At 49.7% G+C, this 22,313-nt stretch carries 16 protein-coding genes; 8 read left to right on the forward strand and 8 right to left on the reverse strand.

Annotated features, from left to right (window positions below; all coding sequences use genetic code 11):
* Positions 1-137 precede the first annotated feature (137 nt).
* A complete protein-coding gene (locus IPG80_RS06295) occupies positions 138-1,127 on the forward strand; it encodes an MraY family glycosyltransferase (RefSeq protein ID WP_345103977.1) in 990 nt (329 codons plus the stop codon).
* A 263-nt stretch (positions 1,128-1,390) separates the two neighbouring features.
* A complete protein-coding gene (locus IPG80_RS06300; RefSeq protein WP_345103979.1) occupies positions 1,391-3,706 on the forward strand; it encodes a hypothetical protein in 2,316 nt (771 codons plus the stop codon).
* Between the two features lie 38 nt (positions 3,707-3,744).
* Here the strand turns inward: IPG80_RS06300 and IPG80_RS06305 are convergent, their stop codons facing one another.
* The 5 genes from IPG80_RS06305 to IPG80_RS06325 form a co-directional block, all read right to left on the reverse strand.
* Entirely contained in the window at positions 3,745-4,668 is a 924-nt protein-coding gene (locus IPG80_RS06305) for a hypothetical protein (RefSeq protein ID WP_345103982.1), read from the reverse strand.
* 131 nt (positions 4,669-4,799) lie between these two features.
* Entirely contained in the window at positions 4,800-5,801 is a 1,002-nt protein-coding gene (locus tag IPG80_RS06310; protein ID WP_345103985.1) for a hypothetical protein, read from the reverse strand.
* Positions 5,798-8,491: an Ig-like domain-containing protein gene (locus IPG80_RS06315; RefSeq protein ID WP_345103988.1), complete on the reverse strand. Its 2,694-nt coding sequence runs from the start codon at positions 8,489-8,491 to the stop codon at positions 5,798-5,800. The genes IPG80_RS06310 and IPG80_RS06315 overlap by 4 nt, the downstream gene beginning before the upstream one ends.
* A 212-nt stretch (positions 8,492-8,703) precedes the next feature.
* Complete coding sequence (locus IPG80_RS06320) at positions 8,704-9,576, reverse strand: alpha/beta hydrolase (RefSeq protein WP_345103991.1); 873 nt, start codon at positions 9,574-9,576, stop codon at positions 8,704-8,706.
* Positions 9,577-9,582: 6 nt separating this feature from the next.
* A complete protein-coding gene (locus IPG80_RS06325; protein ID WP_345103994.1) occupies positions 9,583-10,635 on the reverse strand; it encodes a hypothetical protein in 1,053 nt (350 codons plus the stop codon).
* Positions 10,636-10,778: 143 nt separating this feature from the next.
* On the opposite strand from IPG80_RS06325, the gene IPG80_RS06330 reads away from it, so the two are divergent.
* Together IPG80_RS06330 and IPG80_RS06335 are read left to right on the forward strand one after the other, a co-directional pair.
* Positions 10,779-11,480: an AzlC family ABC transporter permease gene (locus tag IPG80_RS06330; RefSeq protein ID WP_345103997.1), complete on the forward strand. Its 702-nt coding sequence runs from the start codon at positions 10,779-10,781 to the stop codon at positions 11,478-11,480.
* A complete protein-coding gene (locus IPG80_RS06335) occupies positions 11,477-11,806 on the forward strand; it encodes an AzlD domain-containing protein (RefSeq protein ID WP_345104000.1) in 330 nt (109 codons plus the stop codon). The genes IPG80_RS06330 and IPG80_RS06335 overlap by 4 nt, the downstream gene beginning before the upstream one ends.
* A 32-nt stretch (positions 11,807-11,838) precedes the next feature.
* Here the strand turns inward: IPG80_RS06335 and IPG80_RS06340 are convergent, their stop codons facing one another.
* Both IPG80_RS06340 and IPG80_RS06345 read right to left on the reverse strand, forming a co-directional pair.
* Complete coding sequence (locus IPG80_RS06340; protein WP_345104003.1) at positions 11,839-14,004, reverse strand: glycosyltransferase family 39 protein; 2,166 nt, start codon at positions 14,002-14,004, stop codon at positions 11,839-11,841.
* Positions 14,005-14,035: 31 nt separating this feature from the next.
* Positions 14,036-14,479 (reverse strand): GtrA family protein, encoded by a 444-nt coding sequence (locus tag IPG80_RS06345; protein ID WP_345104006.1) that lies wholly within the window; start codon positions 14,477-14,479, stop codon positions 14,036-14,038.
* Positions 14,480-14,679: 200 nt separating this feature from the next.
* Here IPG80_RS06345 and IPG80_RS06350 point away from each other — a divergent pair, with 200 nt between their 5' ends.
* Complete coding sequence (locus tag IPG80_RS06350; RefSeq protein WP_345104009.1) at positions 14,680-16,002, forward strand: sensor histidine kinase; 1,323 nt, start codon at positions 14,680-14,682, stop codon at positions 16,000-16,002.
* Between the two features lie 21 nt (positions 16,003-16,023).
* Positions 16,024-16,656 (forward strand): response regulator transcription factor, encoded by a 633-nt coding sequence (locus IPG80_RS06355; RefSeq protein ID WP_345104012.1) that lies wholly within the window; start codon positions 16,024-16,026, stop codon positions 16,654-16,656.
* A gap of 36 nt (positions 16,657-16,692) precedes the next feature.
* Here the strand turns inward: IPG80_RS06355 and IPG80_RS06360 are convergent, their stop codons facing one another.
* Positions 16,693-18,729: a hypothetical protein gene (locus IPG80_RS06360; RefSeq protein WP_345104014.1), complete on the reverse strand. Its 2,037-nt coding sequence runs from the start codon at positions 18,727-18,729 to the stop codon at positions 16,693-16,695.
* 44 nt (positions 18,730-18,773) lie between these two features.
* On the opposite strand from IPG80_RS06360, the gene IPG80_RS06365 reads away from it, so the two are divergent.
* The gene (locus tag IPG80_RS06365; protein ID WP_345104017.1) at positions 18,774-20,498 is read left to right on the forward strand and encodes a glycosyltransferase family 39 protein; all 1,725 of its coding nucleotides are present in this window, start codon (positions 18,774-18,776) and stop codon (positions 20,496-20,498) included.
* Entirely contained in the window at positions 20,495-22,225 is a 1,731-nt protein-coding gene (locus IPG80_RS06370) for a glycosyltransferase family 39 protein (RefSeq protein WP_345104020.1), read from the forward strand. Before IPG80_RS06365 ends, IPG80_RS06370 begins: the two co-directional genes overlap by 4 nt.
* The last annotated feature ends 88 nt before the right edge of the window (positions 22,226-22,313 follow it).

Below are 22,313 nucleotides of genomic sequence, written 5' to 3' on the forward strand. Positions count from 1 at the left end.
GGTGGGGACGGCGAAAACTCTGATAAACTACAAGCCGCATCGTTACTTCAGGAATTTTTGAATATATGGGAACCCCCCTTCAGTTTGGAATCATTAGTTTGCTTTTGAGCCTTGTCCTAGGAGTCCCCGCTGCCCTATTGGCAGAACGACTTGGGATCATGGATGTTCCCGGCTCCGCTCCGCATAAACAACATGCCCGTTCGACTCCGTTGGCGGGCGGTATTTTGCTGTTCTTAGCGTTTTTTTTTCTTGCATTGTTTTACTATTCGTCCTTGAGCCGAGACATGCTGGCTGTTCTAATTGGTGCAGTGGTTGTCTTTACATTCGGTTTGTTGGATGACCTCAAAGGCTTATCTGCAGGTCCCAAACTTTTGGGGCAGTTGATTGCTTCTGCGCTATTGATCTCCTTTGGTGTGCAGGTTCGATTTGTGACCGTTTTATTTGAGACTAATGCATTCTCTTCCACATTTGCTCAGTTGCTCAATATATTGATCACCATATTTTGGTTAGTAGGCATTACAAACGCAATGAACATGATCGATAGTATGGACGGCATTGTGGCAGGGCTTGGTACGATTGCATCGGCTTTTTTTGTAGGCGCTGCCATTCTTTCCCAGCAACCCATGCTTGCGCTTTGGACTGCGGCATTACTGGGAATCAGTATTGCCTTGTATTTTTGGAACGGGGTAGCAGTTCGATTTTTTCTTGGCGATTCTGGTGCGCAGACTATTGGATTTTTGCTCGCTTCATTTGCCATTTTGTATAATCCCTTAAATCGTAATCCTGAGTCGTCGTGGGTGGTGCCGATCATGCTTTTGGGAGTTCCCATATTCGATACTACATTAGTCGTTGTCTCACGTTTGCGTAGAGGGCAATCCATTGGCAGCGGCAGACGTGACCATACTTATCATCGCTTTATCAAGTTGGGTATGATGCCCCGATACGCAGTTTTTAGTGTCCACCTCATGGGGCTAGTCATAGGCGGACTGGCATTCCTGACCTTTTACCTTGAGCCGTGGCTCGCGTTGACTTTTTTTCTTGCTTCGATTATTGGCGGACTATCCTTCCTTTTCTGGCTTGAGCGTAAACCAACATTAGATGATGACGCCGGAAAAAAAATATCATGATCTCAATTTCAAAACGCTTCCCAGCCTACGTTTTTTTTCTGTCCCTTGGGACATTTATCACTTTTGCCATTCTGCTGGCATCTCCATCAGACCCGAAGAATGCAGTTTTTCTAGGGTACTCTATTGAACGGACCCTGCTTGGTGTATCTGTTTTATTGATTGGATTCTCGCTGCTTTTCACGAGCGTATATTTATTGCGCAGACGCGAGCTTTCCATGAACCTATGGGCAGATATAACCCAGCCTGGTAGAGCGGGTGACTTTGTGTTGGTCATCTTTTTGTTAATGTTTTTATCTGGAAGTGCCGCACTGTTGATGCCCTCATACCGCCTTGGTAGGTTCGCAAGTTACATTACCACCCTCTCACCTATCATAATTTGGCTGACCATTGCAAGTATCCTGACAGTTGTTTTGACCCTTATCGAAAGGAAAGGGATAAATTCCCTGAATACCAAAACGACCCATCTCATTCTGAAAGTTGGATTTGTCGTTTTTGGGATTTCCATTTTATTAATACTATTCATCCTTTCTACCGGCATTGGTATTCGCTTCCCATCAGATTATTGGTATAACGCTGGTGTGCCTGTTCTTGGATTTCAAGTCTTGTTGTCCCTTTTTGTTGGGACGCTATTTTTGTTTTTTGAGCGCCGATTTAATATATTCAAGCATGCCAAGATAGATTTTGTACTTTTTATCTTGATCTGGGTGCTTGCTGCCTGGTTTTGGGGACGCGGTCCCTTGAACCCGAATTATTTCATGCCTGACACTGCCAAAAACGTTATCTATCCCTATTCTGATGCTGCAACGTTCGACCAGGGTGGGCAATTTGCTTTGATCGGACAATCATTGCTTAATGGGCTTTATTCTGACCGCCCTTTATACAGCATCTTTCTGCTTGTCCTGCACCTGGTATTCGGTCAGGATTACGTGATTTTGATGACGGCTCAAGCCGCCTTGTTCGCTGTGTTCCCTGCTGTGATCTATCTTATCGGTAATGAATTGCATAGCCGAGCACTGGGTATCTCTGCAAGTGTGTTAATCGCCATTCGAGGGGTGAATGCCATTATCGCCGCAAAGTGGATCGATACTGCCAGTCCTAAAATGATGCTGACCGATTTTCCAACTGCGATTGGCATCTCTATTTTTATACTATTGATTCTAAAATGGATGAAACATCCATCCAGGCTTAACATTTTGATCTGGGCGGGCGCTGTGTTCGGGCTTGCGCTGATGATTCGCTCTCATGTATTGCCTCTTTTACCTGCGGTTCTGATTTGTTCTCCATTATTTTTAAGGATTCGTTGGAAACAGGTTGTTCTTGTTGGCTTGTTAGTCATCGTTGGAATGTTGACAGTCACTCTGCCTTGGGAAGTGCGGAATTCTACGAAGGGAATTCCCATGTTTTATACGTATTATTCCCGTATCGAAATTTTGCTTCGATACAGGTATGGTATTGGTGCGGATGCTTCCACTCATTCCGAGACTGTAAATGCTCTAAATTCATCCGATTCTTTTTACCAAGTAAACACTCATGCCTTACTTCGCCAGCGGTCATTAACCCAAGCTGGTTCTTTGACCTGTGAATCTGTGCCTTGCTCTCTTCTGAATCACTTATTGCATAACACCATCACATCGGTGATTTCCCTGCCTGCAACACCGGTCTTTCATGATCTTTGGAACACTATAAAATCAGACCTGCCCTATTGGAAAAAGAGTTGGAAGGACGGGTTCGTTGACACGGTTGGCTCAGGGATGATCATTCTAAACATCGCCTTGATTTCTCTAGGCGTTGGATCCATGTGGGAGCGCAAGCGGGCAATTGCACTCCTGCCAATCGTTTTTTTTATGACGTATCTCTTCACTAATTCACTCGGTTTGACATCTGGTGGACGTTATATTGCCCCAGTGGATTGGCTTGTTCTCTTGTATTATATGGCTGGTGGAATACAACTACTTAGTTGGCTTTTGAGATTTGCAGGCGTCCCCCAGGAAGATTACAGCCCAGCTTCTGGGATTAATGTTTTTCCTGAACTGAGATGGGGATCCTATGCCAGCATAATACCTGTTTTAGGCGCTATTCTTGCGCTGGGGGCTTTACTGCCCGTGTCTGAAATGTTTTTTGAGCCGCGATATCAGATCCGCGAGCCGGAAAAGATATTATCCGAATTGGAAGAAACTGGTTTGTTGGAGCAATCTGGTTTTACTCGTGCGGAACTTCTTACATTCCTTTCACAGCCAAATGCCATGATTCGTGAAGGACGTGCACTTTACCCTCGTTATTATCCTTCCGGTGCAGGAGAACCCGACCGAAGTACCTATTATCGTTTTTTGGATTATCAGCGCCTTGTTTTTACCTTGATCGGACCTTACTCTGGTTTCCATGAAGGGGTGGTGATCCCTGGAAATCCCCCGCCTATATCTTTCCACGCTGCAGATGTGGTTGTTTTGGGTTGTTTGAATACATCCTATTTCGCAACTTTTATTGATGCAGTGGTAGTTTTTACCCCTTCAGATGGGGGCTATGTTTACAATCGTTCGCCGGGCTCCCCATTGCAATGCCCATTACCAGAGCCAAAGTAGGGAGCGGGTCACGTTTCGAAACGTGACCCGCTCTTTTTTTATTCCATCTCAATGCGGCTGGGGACGCTTCCTGCCGCCCTCCAGGCTTGAGCGGTTTCTTCAATATTTGCCCAGCGGACAAAGGTATAGCCATTCATTTCGCTTACAAACGCTGTGATCTCGGCAATGCCATCGTCGCTTTCGACGATCTGTAATGTGGTTGGGGCGACCATGAGCGTAAAACTGATGACAGGGTATGTGTATTGTCCATTGGCAATGCTTTGAGCGAGCATGCGACCATCTTTGAGCTGATGTGTACCGCCGCCTACACGGACATATTGTCCGTTCGGGTTGTGCGTGGTGTACTGTTCTGCACTGAGCGGAATCCACAGCCCGGCAGCAAGATCATCACATCCCGGGCGGTGACCGGGACAATTCGTGCCGCCCCATAACACTTGTGGAGTCCATGTGAAACCCTGATAGGTTTGTGGACCGATGTTGCTGAACTCACTGACCAACATGCCCGAAACGACAGAATTAGGATGACCGCCCATTTGTGTGATGAGATAGGCGGCTTTTGCTCGGTCTTGCGGACTGTGCGTGTGGACGTCCCACTGCACGCCCAAGGCTTCGGAGGCTTGGATCAATTCGGCGGCGCGTGGCTCACCTTCCAGCCAGCCAATATCTGCACCGATAGACCACTTCATGCCGAGGGCGGTCACTTGTTGCAAGAATACAAGGAAAGCATCCACATCAGGCCAGACCTGCGGTTTGGATTCGATGTGGGTGGTGCCGGAGATGTAGAGGAGGGTTGTGTTGGTTTCTGCGGGTTGTGCGGCAGCGGGGGATGTTTCGGCGGGGACAGAGGTTGGGGATGGTTGGTCCGCTTCGGTTGCAGGGAGAGGCGCAGCTTCGATTGTTGAAGTTATGGCGCAGGCGGTCGTCAAGAACAGGGCAAGAATCAGGGGCAGGATTCGTTTCATTTGCATTCTCCTTTTGAAATGAATTGTATGGAATGCTGAAAGTTTGACGAGTGACGCCAGTCATTTAATTGTAAACAGGGTGTAAAAATAGCGGGCAGGGATAACCTGCCCGCTATTTTTTGATGAGATTGTTATTTCACTGTAAACGTTAAAGTGTCTGAAAACCCACTGGTATTCCCAAGTTTGTCGATTGTGCGTACGCGCCATGTGTAGGTGCTGTTGCCGCATGCAACAATGATCTCTTGAGAAGTGCTTGCGGTGGTTCCGGTTTGTTTGCCGCCGGGACCGTCGATCTCCCATTCGTAGTAGGCGACTCCGTTCGGGTGTGAGACGGGTTGCCATGTCAATTGAACGGATGAGGTGCAATTCAGTGTGCCGGAAGGCGCGCTGGGTTGTGGGGCACTCAGGGGAACTGGGCTGGGTGTAGGTGTAGGCGGTGCTTCCACAATGGGCACATTGCTGGTATCGCCACTGACTTCGACCAGTTCATCCCAGATCCAACACTTTACGCCTGCTTCGGTTTGAATGACCCACCAGGTAGAGTCTGAGCGGCGTCCGACAATGGGGGCGGTTTGTTGGCTCAGCAAATAGCCGGTGATTTCATACGCCTGTCCGGGACCAAAGCGGCAATTTGAGTCTTTGATGGCAGTGGCTTGCGGAGCCCCAAGTGTGGGCGTGGCTTCAGGTGTGGGTGTGTAATCAGGCGCAAGCGTGGTTTCAACTGTCGGCGGAGTTTGAGAGGCGGCGCTTTCTCCAACTTGTACTTGCACCACGTTGGAATCATGTGAGCCGCCATCTGCAGTGAGCAGCTTGGTCTGCAATTGATACGTCCCCGGTGCGGAGGCGCGCCATGGTTGTTGGATGGTTCCCGACGGGATCGAGCCATCCAACGCATCTTCACGGACGACCTCGCCGTTGACGAGCAGTACCACGTTTGTTGCGCCTGTCTCTACACCGAATGTTGATTTGACAATGATCCAATCCTGCACCGTGTATACGGTTCCATTCTGTGGGGTAATGATCTGCAAACCAGATGGTTGTGCATTGCCCGGAAGTCCGGCGGGGAGGGTACATCCGGTTAGAAAAACCAGAAACATGCTCAGCAGGAGCCGCTTTTTATTTAATGGTTTCATGGATTTGCCTCGCCTTCCGGGGTTGCCGATATGGACCAGGGTTCTTCGCAGCTTGGCGTCCTTATTTGAATACTTGTTCCGTTTACAAAAGAGGTGGTTGCGAATCTTTCGCAATTGGGTCCGCAATAATTGATTGCGCCCATGCGGTACAAGTAGGTTGTATTGCAGCCGACTTCGGTGTCAATATAGCTGGTTGCATCGGTGGGTACAGACAGGGGTAAACCAACCAACGCCCATTCCGGGTTTGCAGCATTCAGACGTTTCCGTTGAATAAAAATAGAATCGACGGGCAGGTAGCCGGGTTCGCCTGAGGCTTGGTATGGCGCCCAGTTAATGACCAGACACTTTTCTGCGCCGTTGCAGGCATTTGTGGCGGTGACGGAAATCAAAGTGGGCGGTTCTTGGGGGGCACAATCTTCCAGTTCCACCTGATAGATGCCGGTCTCATTAAGCCGAACACCGTCACTTTCGAGGCTGAGGAAAAATTCAGCCCGGTCTTGTGTGCAATCCACAGGGGTGGTGAAGGTGTGATGTCGCAGGTTATTTTTTGGAAAATATCCAGGTGATGTTGCACTGCCATCTTCCATGACTTGCCAAATATTCAAGCGTACATCGCGCCCGGCAGGCCAGGCAAACCCTTGCGGCAGATCGAGTGTGATCAATACCTCTTGATAACTGCCTTGTTCCCATACTGCCCAGTTTGGCTCAAGAGAAAGTTGAATATTGCTCAATGTGTCTGTGGGGCAGAATCCGCGCACTACGGTTTGACTGGTATGTTGAAGCCAGCCGGATGGAGAAAACCCGGGGCGGGCATTCGCTGGGTATACGCCTAACGAGTAAATATATTCATGTCCACAGATCACATTGGCATCTACATCTGTGAAGAGTAAGCCCGGGCGCAGGTCTTCCTGCGAGTAGACTTCTTCATACAGATTTACTTCGCTTAGAACAGATGGATCAGTGTTGGTTCTATCAAAGCGATAGAGAATGACCCCGGCTCCTTCGGGGGGATAGTTGCCCGGCGGTATGCTCCATTCGAGCATCACCCCGCCAGGCTGGGGATCGGTAACCAAAACCAGTGGACCCGGACCATTGGGTGTGCATCGTCCGTTGGCTTGAACTCTTTCCCATGCAACGGTCGTCCCAATGGGATAGGCGCCGCCTGCAAGATACGCGTCCACTGCACCCGGCGTGTAGGCTTGCAGCCCAACGATATAGGTATATACATCGCCGCACGCGAGGTCATTGTCAATGTATGAAAACTCCGTTCCTGGGTTCAACGTGGAACCCTGACTGGCAACCCAATTGGGCGGGATGATCAATTGTGACGAACTGTGGTTTCCGATGGTTCGTTGAATGTACGGAACCAGCGTTTTGCCTTCAGGTGCTTCGAACGGTTGCTCCAGCCGTAATGTGATTAGATTTCCAGCCGGGTCATTGCTGTTGACTGTGACCACGATCCCTGCTCCGTATACACATTCCCAGTCGTCCTGCTCACACACATCCTCCGCCTGGGCGTCTCCGCCTGCGTTGGCTTGCCCGATCCAATCCAACAGGTCGGGCACACTTAACACCGGATCAATCGGCAGGAAATCACTACCGTCCAAGTCAGGGGTCATGTTATCGATGATCTCATCCAGAATTGTGTTCTCTTCCTCTGGTTCCACTGCTGCGGGCGGCAGGTTGCCGCCGGGCAATACCTGTAACTGATCGATGACGACTGAAACATGCCCGCTGGTATCCTTTGCTGTAAACCCCACCCAGTATTCACCAACCTCCAAAGGTACATAAAAATATCCGATCTCGCAAACTTGCTGTCCTTCACAGTCGATCACATTCGTGCCCCTATCGATCAACACTTCTCCGTCCCAACCGCTCCATGCGAATTCCAGAGATCGAAGCCCAAGATCATCCTCGGCTTTGGCATAAGCAAACAAGGTAGGGACGGGGTCTCCACCAGAGGCATCAAGTTCTATGTGTAGATCATATAGTGGGAATTGTGGCGGGGCATCGTTGGGTTGAGGCGGCAAAGCCGGCAAGGCTTCATCGTCTGCCCCCGGATTTTCTCCATCTGCGGGTGGATTTGCCTGCCCATCTCCGGCAGGTGGATTGTTACCTGCATCGCCTCCACCAGCAGGTGGATTTGCCTGCCCGTCTCCGGCGGGTGGGTTACCCGCATTGTCTCCACCAGCGGGTGAATTCTCGCCTCCATCCCCGATGCTGACGGGTAGATCGCCCTGTCCATTCCCATTGGCGTCGCCTGCTTGTTGCACTGCTACAGCTACATGGATTGCGTTGCTGTCACTAGTTTCGTTCTGCCTGTTGGTTGCTCTGGCAGTAATTTCATGCCAGCCTGTATTTTGATTCAATACAACAAAAACTCTACTGACGGATGTGACCGAAGGATCTGGCAGGGTGAATGTTTGAATAACCTGACCGTCGATTAGCAGTTCCATTTGCTTCAGCCCGCCCTGAGATTGCGCGGTGACATACACCAATAGCGCGTCTCCAGAGTTCATTTGAGTTTTATCCGCGGGTTGCACAATGGCGACGACAGGTGCAGATCCAAATGCCCCTTCGTCAGTATTTGAAGATCCGCTCTGTGTCAGATAACCTATTCCTACCAGTATCGCCACACCCAAACACAAGAGGATAACAATGATCAGCGTCCAGACTACAGTTTTATTCATGAAACCTCACAGACCAAGATAGATTCATGTTTTATAGTGATATACAAATATTCGAGACTTAATCGGTAAGGGCTGCTTCGATAAAGGCAGAGAAACAATTACCTTGCCATGATTTTATCAGACCTGATCTCTACTCAATAAAAAAGCTCAGAGGATATATCATTAAGTCCTCTGAGCGGAGAGCAGGTCTTTCAAATATTCTGGATGCAAGTTCATAGGTCAAAGCATCGGTATAAAAAGATCATCAGCGGTTCGGTCATTACAGTATCACCTGCCGCACCGATCTGGTTGTTGACTTCCTCATGTGAAAGGGACGTTGCATCCACCAAGGTGGCTTCGATTCCCATGACTTGCAATGCCGCGATAAACTCAGTTTCGATTTGCTGGCGGCTCTCATTTCCACGCATCACTCCCAGCATGGGCGGGATGCCGCTGTCGGGTTGGATGAGCAGTGTTGCAGAAGTTTCAGTGATGTAGTTGGGATTATTGCCTAGCGCGTTTACCCATTGTTCTTGTTCGGTGTTGCCTGCTTTGGCTTTATCAAAGCCAGCCGTATCGAGTGGAGCAGCACAAGTGATGGCGGAAAGTTCCAAGCCGTATTCTTTCAAGTAAATGGGATTCACCGCCACATTCGAAACGATATCTGCGCCTGCGGAGTGACCCAGCAGGGCGACGCGGTTCGGGTCGCCGCCGTAGGCTGGGATGTGCTCCCGAACCCAAGCCACCGCTGCAGCGACATCCAAAAAGTGATCTGGGAATTGCGCTGCGCCTTTTGTTGGTGTACTCAAGCGATAGTTGACGCTGACCAATATCCAGCCTTGCTCATTGAACAATGTGATCTTATCTGCCATCTGATAGGCTTTGTCGCCGATGGCGTATCCGCCGCCATGAACCCACATCACCACAGGCGCATTTTGCGGATTGGCAGGCAGGTAGATATCGAGGCTGAGTAGGTCAGGGTCAATGCCTTCAACCGTTTTGTAGGCGACCGTGGTTGGTGGATTTTCGAGAGATGCCTTGGATGTAAATCTGCAAGAGGAAATCAGGAAGAGCAACACGAGAGAAAGAGAGAGAAAGCGTTTCATGAAATTTTATTGGATCATATCCAGCACCATGGGCAGATTGACGATGCCGATACGGTTGTTTTGCGAAGCGACATAGAGGACGGTTTGCTCATACATTGCCCACATCGCATCCTGCTCGGCTTGCGAGAGCAGCGCCGATTTGAGGTTGGGATCCCAATTCGGGCGTTTGCCACCATCCACATACACAGTCAGCCAGGCAGATTGGGTTGAGAAAAAATCATTGTCGTGCATTTTCACACCGACGAAATAGGGGGCAACGCCTTGCGAGTTGTGAGCTTCATTGAGCGCATTCTCAAAAGATGCTGCCGGGTCTGCGCCGACGTTTTGAAAGAGCATGTAGTCGTAATGTTCAGGGCGAATGTATAAGCCTTTCTTTGTGTCACCCAAATTAAGCGCGCGCCCGTGGACAACCGTCATCTGTGCGCCGAGGTCTTTGAAGACGCGCATGAGAGCAGAGTCAACTTCGGCATCGCTGGAGAGGGACGAGGCGGCATAAGGCGGATACCCGATCAGCGAAGCCACGTATTGATAGCCACCTGTTGCATCGGTCGTTTGCCCAGTGACGGGGTCAACTGCGTGGGTCTCGTAGCGCAGGACGGTTTGGTAGAGTTCGTCCGCGCTCATGTTTCGCAGACCAAGCCAATCATAATTATTGGCATACGGACGTGGCGCACGGTAGTGATACGAAATGGCAACCACAGGCGAGGTCTTGAGTCGTTCCAATAATTGCGGGAATTGTTCGGCGTAAATTTGCGCCATCACATCGGTCAGGTAAATATCCACAGGGATGTTGTAGGTTTCGTGCAAAGTGATGATGCGATCCAATACAGCAGCCGATTGTTCGGGATACGAGAAGTCCTGCACGTTGATGGAGAAGATGGCATAGTCACTGACGTTGACAGGCGCCTTGGTTGGCGCGGATGTTGCCGCCTCAAGCGTAATCTGGGCTGGTTGCGTTTCAGCAGGTTCTACCTCCGCTGTGGGTTGGTTCGTGCCAAGGTTGCAAGCGAGGGTGAAGAGAATAATTATAGGCATAAGCATTGCGGCTTTTCTAACCATGACGTCTCCTTGATAAAGCGAATATCTAATCATACATATATGGTGTTTGGCGCAGTTTATATTGCTGTAAATTATTTGTAAAATGACAATTTTGTTTGGGGTTAGAATTGCGCGGTTGGAAAACACGAAACTATTGGTGAAATATGAAAATAAATAAGGACTTTCTTGCCGGTGCGCAAAGCTCACTGCCAATCTTGATCGGTGTAATTCCCTTTGCAATGATCACTGGGGTGGGGGCGGTGAGCGTGGGGCTGACATTTTGGGAGACGATGGGGATGTCAGTATTGGTCTTTGCGGGTGCTTCACAATTGGTGGTCTTTCAGCTAATGAGCGCGGGCAGTCCGTGGATCATCATGGTGTTGACGGCATGGGTGGTGAACGTACGTTTTACGATGTACAGCGCCACGCTTGCACCGTACTTGCAAAAACTTTCCACTGGCAGAAAAGCCTTACTGGCGTACATGCTTTCTGACCAGGCGTTTGGAGTGAGCATGAGTCGTTTTGTTTCAGCACAAGCTGAAATGGATCACCGTTGGTATTTCTTTGGCTCAGCCCTGACGGTTTGGACGGCATGGCAGATCAGTGCAGTAGCCGGGGCGTTGCTGGGTTCGCTTGTTCCTGCCAGTCTCGGTTTCGACTTTGCCTTTCCACTCAGTTTCACTGCATTGATGTTTGGCGCCTTGCGAGACCGACCAACTGTGGTGGCGGCTGTAGTGGGGGGCATGGTCGCTGTGATGGCGAAGGGACTTCCGTATAACACTGGTTTGGTGCTGGCAACGTTTCTTGGCATTGCTGCGGGATATTTTGCAGAAAGTCTGAATCTGCAAAAAGGAGCAGCGGTATGAGCACGTTATCCATCTGGCTGCTTTTCCTTGCAATTGGGTTGGGCACATTTACTCTGCGTTTTTTGTTCATTTATCTTTTCGGGAAGATCGTAATGCCCGAGTGGTTGAGCCGCGCGTTACGTTTCGTCCCTGCGGCAGCGCTGGCAGCCTTGGTCTTCCCTGCGTTAACCCACCCAGCAGGGCATCTTGATGTTTCGTTAAATAATTTTCGATTGATTGCAGGTTTAGGTGGGGCATTGGTGGCGTGGCGTACACGCAATGTCTTGCTTACCATCCTTGTAGGAATGGCGGTCTTATGGGCGCTTGAAGCGGTGTTTGGAATTTAAAAATCCCCGCCAATTTGGCGGGGATTTTTTCACTACCTGCAAGAGTACAGTGTCATATTTTGGTTTCGTGGTCCGCCCTGACCTTGAACTGAGCTTACACTGCTGAAATCATTGACGACAGCACAGGATGAACTCAACCAATTGGTTATATCCTGTTTGTTGCCGCGGTCGCCGCCGTATAGAACATAACGGAGTTCGCCGTTCGCGACCATCGTGGTAAGGTCATCCGCGGTGACGACCTCGTCCTGCCCGCCGAAGCCGCCCATATAGAGTACCGGACGACCGGTTGCCAGTACCAATTCTGCCCCCTGCTGGGATGATGGTACAGCGACCAGGTATTCCACATCCTGTGTATTAGCTTGCAGGAAGTCTACCAACTCAGTGTTTGCGGTTTCGCCGCCATTTCCACCTGGCGCCGGACTGCCGAGGAAACCATCTTGCCCAGTTTGAGCCTGACCTTCATAGGCAGTGGGTAGATTGTTGTTCGAGCTGGATGTGACTGTCATTACACTCCAATAGGCAGGGATGATAAGCGCTGCGCTTAATATGATGGCATACGCTGCGCGCCTCGAGACTGCCATGAGTAGGATCCCCAGCCCAAGCAGAATACCCGTCCCGATCATCCACCACGAAAACTCATTGTATTGTGAGGCTGCAAAGACTTGAAAGCCAAGTGTGACCAGTACTGTGAGGATCAACCCGATCACTGTCCAATTTTTATTTTTGCCCCAGGAGTACAACTGGGCAAAGCCGATTCCAACCATTGCACCCAAAGCCGGAGCGAGCATGATGGCGTAGTAAGCATGGAAGATACCTGAAACCATGCTGAAGAAAACTACACAGGTGAGCAGCCAGCCGCCCCAAAGGATGAGAGCTTTGTGTACACCTGACTCAATCGGGAGTTGAATGCGTGAGCCGAAGAGCGCCAACAAGACACTGATGAGTGCAAAGGGCAGCAACCAGGACATTTGCTTGGAGAGTGGAGAAGTGAAGAAACGTAATACACCGGGGGAGCCTGTTTCCTGACTGAAGGGTGTACCGCCATTCTGTCCATTGGGTCCACCAGCAGGCATTTGCCCGTTTGGAACCTGTCCATTCTGGGGAATCCGATCTTGTGGAGCACAAGCCAGGGCGGTTTGGTTGGGCGGTATGATGCACGAGCCGTTGATGGTATTTCCGTTCTGCGTTGTGAACGAACAGGATGCCCCCTCAGTTTGTCCTTCACAGGCGTTCAGGGCGGCAGGCGGCGGACCTTGGAACTGACCCTGCTGACCTTGACCGGGATTCTGCTGAGGCTGAGTCTCTGCATTGGAGGGCTGACCCGGCTGAGTTCCAGAAGGAGGCGCGCCTCCTCCGCCGTTACTTTCCAAACGAGAGACACCGTTATGCCCGAAGATCAATCCCATTACGGTGTTGTCATCGCTGGAGCCGATGAAAGGGCGATTCTCTGCGGGGACAAGGTCTACAACGACTGCCCATGAAAGCGAGACCGCTACAAGCAAAACAGTGGCAATACCAAGGTTGATGATCTTCTTCAACCAGCCTTCTTTCGAGCCAAAGAAATACAATGCATAGAATGCGGGTAAAGGCAGAAAGGCTTGCAGCATTTTGATGTTAAAGCCCAAGCCCACAATGAACGCACCGAGTAAGACCCAGCGCAGCTTGCCCGACTCTGTGGCTTTGATGAATGCCCATGCTGCTACTAATAATGTAAAAACTAGAATACCATCCATAGTGTTGTTGCGATTGGTGGCGACGAACACTGGAGTGATCGCCATGACAAGGGCGGCGGTGATGCCCGCTAATTCACCCATGTATTTCTTGACCATGCTGTATAACAGACCAATGCCGAACACGCCTGCCAGGATATTGGGCAGGGAGACGCTGAATCCGCTTACGCCGAGGAAGTAGGCGAAGATGGCTTCGATCCACAGCCCCAGCGGGGGTTTATCGACCGTGACCGAACCGCCCGGTTCGGCTGCGATGAAGAAAAAGTTACTCCATGATTTGAGCATGGATTCGACCGCGGCCGTATAGTACTCATTGGCATTGCCGATCGAGTTGATGTTGATCATGTGCAAACCGAACGAAGCGACCATGATGATAATCACGATAAGTGTGCCAATGGTCACACCGGGCAAAATCTTTTTGCCAAGGGTGGAAGGTTGTACTTGTGAAGGAAGGGTTGCTGTTGTCATTTAGAACTCCTAGTTTTACGATGACTATGGTCTATCGTGTATGGTCGAGATGTTTGAACGTCCAGGTTCGATTTGCAAAATAATTCCAAAATACCACCACTCCTGTTGCAAGCACTTTGGCGGGCAAATAGCTCCATTGAGCTGAGCCGAGCCACGTACTGAAAATACCTTCCAACGATAGCACGATCAGGTTGCTCAATCCCAAGCCCACCAAACTGACCATGGTGAACTGCACCAACTGCCTGCGCCAATCGATGTTGACGGTGTCTCGGAAAGTCCACAGGCGGTTCCAGGTGAAGTTGTTGAGTAAACCCGCTGCGAACGATAGACTGTTGGCAGCCAGTGTTGGAAGCCCTGCTAATTTGAGCAGGGTGAGGATGCTGAAATCGAGCAAAGTACCGATGGCGCCAACGGTGAGAAACCGTGCAAAGCGGGTAACTTCTTGTTTCGGAAGGGGAGTGGATAAAGTTGCCATATGCGTCCTTTTGATTTGTAGATTGTGCTTTTGCCAAATACCAGTTGCATCTTCCCAAAGTTTAATTTTTTACTGAAAAATAATAGAGTGTTTCCAATCATGATTCCGAAAATTCACCCATGACTACTGTCATGGGTGCTTGTGACAGGTCATGACACCCGTCACACCCCTGAAAAATCCCTTCGTGATAAGATGCAGGCATGCGCACAACAGATGACTCAACCCGTGTTCTCCGTATTGCCGCCTGGATCTGGCTGGGTTTCCTGTTTGGTATGGCGTTGATGGATTTTGCGCTTTATACACCTCAAGTCCAGCAGTTCTTGGGCGGTGGGGTACGGCTGCAGTCAGCCTTTCCAAACCAGCCATTGCTACCAAACCCTGGCAATACCTTGGGGCAGCCTCCGCGTAGTATGTATTCACCGGTCTACATTTTTTATTTTGCCAATGGATTGATGGCGTTGATTTTCCTGATCTTTACTTATTGGGAGGATGTTCAAGAGAATATCGGTAGAGCTTATTATCCCTTTATGCTGGTTGTCATTTCAGCTGCGCCCATTCTCATTAGTGCGCTGGTTGTACCGCGCTTTCCGCAGGGACCACTCTCGAATGCAGAAGGGATGGCGTTGCGTCAGTTGCCCGTGATGTTCGTTGCCCTGGCTCTTGTGGCATGGAAGTATCGTTTTACACACGTTGTCTTTTTTAGCCTGGTTGTCACCACTTTTGAGCTTGGTTTGACAGCGATCAATCCATTTGAAAATCGCAACATATCTGTTTATTTGTTCATTGCCATTATCCGAACCATCAGTTTTGTTGCTGTTGGTTTCTTTATTAGCTTCCTTGTTTCCCGCCTGCGCGAACAACGGGAGTCACTGCGGGAAGCGAATGCCAACCTCACGCATTATGCGTCCACGCTGGAGCAGCTCACAGTTAGCCGTGAGCGCAACCGTCTTGCACGTGAGCTGCACGATACGCTGGCTCATTCACTCACTGCCATATCCGTTTCGCTTGAAACTGCCAAAGCTTATTTTGATATCAATCCCGAACAATCACGTGAGATGATCGATATCTCACTCGAATCCACCCGCAAAGGTGTGGATGAAACCCGCCGCGCTTTGAAAGCCCTGCGCTCATCTGACTTGGTGGACTTGGGATTGAATCTCGCCATTCGGAAAGCGGCTGAGTCTGCCGCCTCTCGCTTCGGGTTGGACCTCGAATTGGATCTGCAAGACCCAATGCCTTCCCTCAGCCCAGACGTGGAGCAAACCATCCTGCGAGTTACCCAGGAAGCCATTGAGAACCTCACCAAACATTCGCGCGCGAAAAAATTCAGCATTCACCTTTCCAGTAATGGGCTTACCACCCTCATGGTTACAGATGATGGCGTTGGCTTTGACATGCATTCACGCGAAACTTCCGGTCATTTTGGTTTGGTTGGCATGCGTGAACGCGCTGAACTTTCCGGTGGGAGATTGAAAATTGAAAGCGATAAAGGCAAAGGTACCCGCGTGGTACTGACAATATAATCCTGATCGATGGGCGAATCTATGAAAATTCTTCTTTGTGACGACCAGGCAGTTATCCGCGACGGATTGGAAATGCTTCTCACTCTTGAGAAAGATTTTCAGGTTGTTGGTTCTGCTCAAGATGGTTTTGAAGCCATTGAACTTGCCGGGAAAAAGACCCCTGATCTCGTGCTGATGGATTTGAAAATGCCAGGAATGAACGGCATTGAAGCCACACGCGAGATCCGCAAGAAATATCCAGCTATCAAGATCCTGGTGCTGACCACCTATGACGATGATGAATGGGTGTTCGACGCCATCCGTGCGGGCGCTTCCGGGTATTTGCTTAAAGACACACCGCGTCAGAAGATCATCGAAGCCATTCGCGGTACGATGGATGGTAAATCTTTTGTAGATCCTGCCGTGGCGGGCAAATTGCTCAATCAGGTTGCCAGCAATCAGACCCAGCCTGCATCCGTTCTGACCGGTAAGCTTACCGAGCGCGAACTGGATGTATTACGTCTGCTTGCCAAGGGAATGACCAATTCGGATATAGCTGCACAACTTCATCTATCTGAAGGTACTGTACGAAACCATGTCAGTGCCATCCTGGAAAAGTTGGGCGTATCTGATAGGACGCAAGCCGCAGTGATCGCGATACAACATGGGTTATAAAAGAGAAGGTCACCTCCAAGGTGACCTTCTCTTGTTTTATGGCTTGCATTCTTTCTGAAGTAAAGTTTCTGCTTCTGAAATATCTACAGTCCCCGAAACCCTGGTCCACATTGTATTCAATGCCGGGCAGAGCGTGGGCTGACTTTTGATTGTTTTCTCGGTCAACTTGAGTGCGGTATCCATATCACCAGTGTGTACGAAGGCTTCGATAAAAGGCAGATATTCTACAGGCAGGGTGGGGGCGAGTTCTTCTTTTTGCGCATTTTTGTAGATAGCTGCCACATCTTCCCAATTCCCTGCCTGGCGGGCGAGTTCGGCTTGGGCGTAGGTGTAGCACCAGCCATGTGACGGCTCATTCCCGAATAGTTTTTTTTCCATGGCAGGGGTTGATGCATCCGTACGGATCAGCGCCGGATCGGATAGTGCAATAGCATCGGTCAGATAGAAACTTGCGCCGGGAACAGTTTCGGCATTGTTATAAACCGGATCCAAAACACGCAGGCAGCCATCCGCTTCTTTGTAAATGACCACACTGTTTGATGTGTTGCCGCTAAATTTGACGGTACGATAGGTCACTTCGATCGGGTGATCGGCTTTGATCTCCGCGGCTTCAAATCTTGTTTTGAGGTATTGCAATGCATAGGGTAGTTCGCGTCCTTCAAAGTCTGGGGCATACATCCAGTTCAAGGTGGACATCAGTTGGTAGTCTGAGAGATATTTCAACGGCAGTTCGTAGGTCAGTACGGTTGTGCCTTCCTGCAAGTCTGGCATACGCCAAGCCATTTGCCAGAAGAGGTCTTGCATATTTGCCCAATCGCGACGGTAGGTATTCGCCGAGGTGAATTGATATGCCGTAGATATGCCGATAAGAAGGCTCAAGAGGATGAGTTTGGCGCGTCCTTCACGTAAGAGTAGATCTGCCAGCCCAATGATGAATAAACTTGCCCCGAGCATGATCGAGACGAAGAAGCGGTCATAATCGAACTCGATCTTCAGGGGGAGACCCGCAGCCCACGAGGGCAGACGCCCGGCGAAAATGGTGACGATGCCGATGAGGATAAACCAGTAGTGCGTGCCAGAAGATGGCAGGTCCTTGTTATGCGATTCGTAATTCGCTTTTGGTAGTTCAGAATCAGCATTACGTTGTGCTCCGCTAAGGAAATAAACGACCAAACATGCCGCAGTGAAGATCACAAATGCTATGACCTGCGTAGCAGACCCGTCCACTGGCGAGAAAATGCTGAAGGTGCCCAGCCAGGAAACGAAACCGGAAAGCGAAAGTGTGGTGACAAATTCATTGAGGAGGGCAAGCGGGGAAAGTAAAGAGAGAAGACTGATCTGATAGGAGTTGTATGCATCTGAGCGGTGATAGGAATATGTCCATGCGGCGTTGATGGTCCATACGATCAGATAGGGCAGCCATTGAATAAAGGTCTTCTTGATCAGGTCTTTTTTATTTGCAATGGATTCGGCAAAGATCACAAGGATAAAGAAAAAACGCAGGATCTCCAACCCGAAAAAATATTCGGTGGTGAATAGCCCCAGAGCTTGCAGGAGAATGGCAAGCGCAGTGCTTGGTAGTGATGGTTTACCGCTCCGCAAAAGACTTACTGTGAGGATGAAAGAAGAAAGGAGGAGGAAAAGCGGAATTAACTCTTGATTGATGTGGGTCAGGGCGACCCATTGCTGTCCGTACGCGGGGTATACGGTGAAGAGCAGGATGACCCATAGGACCGAACGCTCACGGGTGGGAAAAACTTTCCGAAGCAGCGACCATACCTGAAGTCCAAGAATGAGGCGGATGATCAAGCCAAGCAGCTGCCACGTGAAGGGCTGCCCGCCAAAAATGGCGGTCGTTGCGGCAAAGATATATCCCAGCCCTGGGCGGAAAGGGCGAAAGGCTTCAATGAATTCGATGGGACCGAAGAAGTGCAGGAACCATGCAAAAGGCATATCGTCCCAGTAAAAGCCCATCCATGGGGTGAGTAAACCGTATGCCAGAAGAACCAGTAGGGATAATGCGGCTGGAATTGCAAATGGTTTTTGCAGGAGTTGTTTGATCTTTTCTTTCACAGGGTGATTTTACCATTCTGACTGCGGCGGGTATAATCCGAATCATGAATCGGAATAAGCTTATTGATGTTGCGATCTATATTGGGTTGATCGTTGTTTTTCTTGTGCCGCGCCTTGCAGGGATTGGGTCGTTCGTTACACTCGATGAACCTTCCTGGTTAAGTCAGGGTGCCAACTTCTATTATGCCTTGGGGCAGCGTGAATTTGAGAACACGGTCTATGAATACCAGCCTGCTGTTACAACCATGTCAATCATTTCGCTTGGCATGTTGTTGTACTTTCCTGAATATCGCGGCTTTGGTCAAGGATACCTTGATTATGAAAAAGGACGGCTTGATCCGTTCATGATCCAGCATGGCAAAGACCCATTGATGCTGTTGATCTATTCACGCGTTATTCAGGTCTTTGTATTGCTGGTGCTTTGTTTGACCTTGTATTTTCTACTGCAAAAATTCCTGCCAAAGCCGGTGGCAGTGTTTGCGCTTGTGTTTGCGATGTTCGATCCCTTTTACCTCAGTCAGCATCGCTTGATGGATCATGAGGGCATGGTCTCGCTCTTTGTGCTTATCTCGTTGATATCGTTTGCGTTATACCTTTTTAAAGAACATAAGTTTGCCTTTTTGATTCTGTCAGGTGTGGCGGGCGGCTTTGCGCAATTATCGAAATCATCTGCCGTTGCCATGCTGGCGGCAATGGGTGTGATGCTGCTGTGGCGAATGATCCAGGATCGTGAGCAGGGTTGGGTGAAGGTCTTTATTGATGGCTTGAGATCTTTTGGGATTTGGTTCGCTATTTTACTTGTCACCTATTTTGTGTTCTGGCCTGGTATGTGGGTGGCACCTGGCAAAATGCTCTATACTGTGTATGGCAATGCTTTCAGTTATGCCTTTCAAGGTGCGCGTCTTAAAGTCACCGAAGAATTGGATGTTGCCCAGTTCAGCCTGAACACACGGTTGGGGGATATCTGGGAGGTATTCAAGATCCTCCTGTATCGAACCACACCGTGGACCTGGCTTGGCGTTCTTTTGGGATTTGCCCTTCCGTTCACCCGGGACTCGGAGCATGCTCCGCGGAACAAACTTTTCTTCACACTGCTGTTGACCAATGGCATCGCCTTCGTGCTCTTGATCGGCATTGCGCAGGGTCGCAACTCTCCGCATTACATTCTATCGAGCTATCTCTCCTTCAATTTACTGGCAGGGTTGGGGTGGTTCCATGCCGCTGAGTGGCTGGTCAAACGCATCCCATCCATTCGCCAAACGGGTCAGGTCGTTTTGCTTTCCGTGGTGATGCTCGCTCAAACGGGGAGCGCCCTGATGAATTATCCTTATTACTTTACTTACCGAAATCCCATTCTTGCGGCGGCGGGATGGTATAGAGAGTTTCCGCATTTCCCTTATTGTGAAGGTTTGGAGCTTGCTGCTCAATACCTTGCAGAGTTGCCCGATGCGAAGAACACGACGGTCTTTGCTTATTACAGCCGTGGATGTGTTTCGTATTACTATCCCGGTCCCACAATTAGCTACCGCCCGTATTATTCAGATGGCGACCATACGGAAGACTTGCTGAATAACCTGCGAGCTTCGGAATATTTGGTCGTATATTACGCCAATCAGGGACAGTTGGCGCATCACTTAAATTTCGTCAATGCCATGGCGAAGGCTGAACCGTTCCATGTTATCTGGCTGAATGGATATGAATATGTGCGCATCTATAAAGTGGATGATCTACAGCCGGAGATTTTCGAAGCGTTGGCACATTTAAAATGACGAGCTTCCTGAACACACATCGCCATACGTTGTTGCTTGCCCTGTTTTTGCTTGTTTTTACCCTGCCATCGCGCTTGATCAAAATTGACCGTGCAATCGATATTGATGAGCCCTGGTGGGTGATCTCCGGTTCGAATTTTTATTATGCTGTTACGCACAGGGATTTTCAGGATACTTATTTTGAATACCACCCCGGTGTGACGAATATGTGGATCATCTCCACTGCCATGCAAGTGTACTTTCCGGAATACCGTGGCTTTGGGCAGGGGTATTTCGATCAGCGTAAACCTTTCTTTGAAGAATTCATGCGAGAGAATGGTAAAGAAACACTCAATCTCGTTCGTATCAGTCGTTACATTCAAACAGGGGTGCTGGCGTTGCTGGCGTTGACAGCTTTCTTCTTGTTGAGTTCATTGGCGGGTCAGCATACTGCATTCCTTTCCATGTCCCTGGCAATGATCGCCCCATTTTTCCTGGGACATTCGCGCCTCCTCAATATGGAGGGGATGGGGGCAATGTTCGTACTGGTCTCCTTGTTGGGGATTCACATATACTTTACGCAAGGTCGAAAAACGATCTACCTTTTACTCTCTGGTGCAGCATTCGGGCTGGCGCAGTTGAACAAATCCACTTCGATCGCGCTTTTGGGAGTGATCGGTGTAATGCTTTTGGTGGAGTTGCTAAAACAAAATGGCAGGTCGTTTGGAGCAAGGTTTGGGGATGTAGTGCGAGTCTTTGCCATTTGGTTCGGTGTGGCGGCATTGGTCTATTTCATTTTATGGCCCGGAATGTGGGTGGACCCGGCACGGATGCTGCGCGAAGTATATGGCAACGCATTTAGTTACGCCTTCCAGGGTGCCCGCCTCGACGTGACCGAGGAACTGGATCCTGCTGAATTCACCGTGAACACCCGCCTCGACGGAGTCTTTCTCTATCTGCGTTATTGGATGTCAGGGACGACCTTTATTACCTGGTTTGGCATTGTGTTTGCGGTCTACTTCTTGTTTTCAAAAGATAAAGATGGTATGCCTGCACACGTTAGATCGCTGATCGGGTATCTGGCATTACTGGGAATCCTGTTCGTATTGATGTTCGGCATTGCACAGGGGCGGAATCATGCGCACTACATCATGAATACCTTTGTCTCATTTGATGTCATTGCAGGTATGGGGTGGGGGAATGCTTTGCTGTGGGCTGGGCAGCGTTGGAAGGTGGTAGCAAGAGCAAGTGTTTCTGTGGCAGCATTGGTCGTCATCACACTTGCCCAGATCGGGTCTGGTTTGCCATATGCGCCATATTACTTCACGTACAAAAATCCGTTAGCGAAGGAAGCCGCAACCTATGCCTATGGTGAAGGCTTCTCTGAGGCGGCAGAATATTTGGCGCAAAAGCCGAATGCAAAGGATCTGCGAGCTTATGTTTACATTGGGATGGGCACATTCTCCTATTATTTTCCTGGTGAGACGGTGGTGTTGAAGCGCCCGAACGTCCTGTTCAACGATTTTGTGACTATTACTGAGGAGATGCGCAGTGCCGATTATTTGGTGTTGTACCCGATCGCCCGCGAGAAGCATCCTGAAACTGAAAAGATCTTGAGTGAATTCGAAGGTGTAGTAGCGCCAGAGAAGGTCATCATGATCAATGGGTTGGAGTATCTCCAGATCTACCGGGTGGCGGATATCCCCGAGTCGGTCTATGAAGCGTTGTTGAAAAAACACGAACCGTAAGCAGATAGACGGCATCGCGAGATGCCGTCTATCTGCTTAACCAGCCCGCAGCGTAGGAATCTGTCTGAGGATCACTGGGGCAGGCTCA

It is taken from the genome of Candidatus Villigracilis vicinus (genome assembly GCF_016702885.1).
GTDB lineage: Bacteria > Chloroflexota > Anaerolineae > Anaerolineales > Villigracilaceae > Villigracilis > Villigracilis vicinus.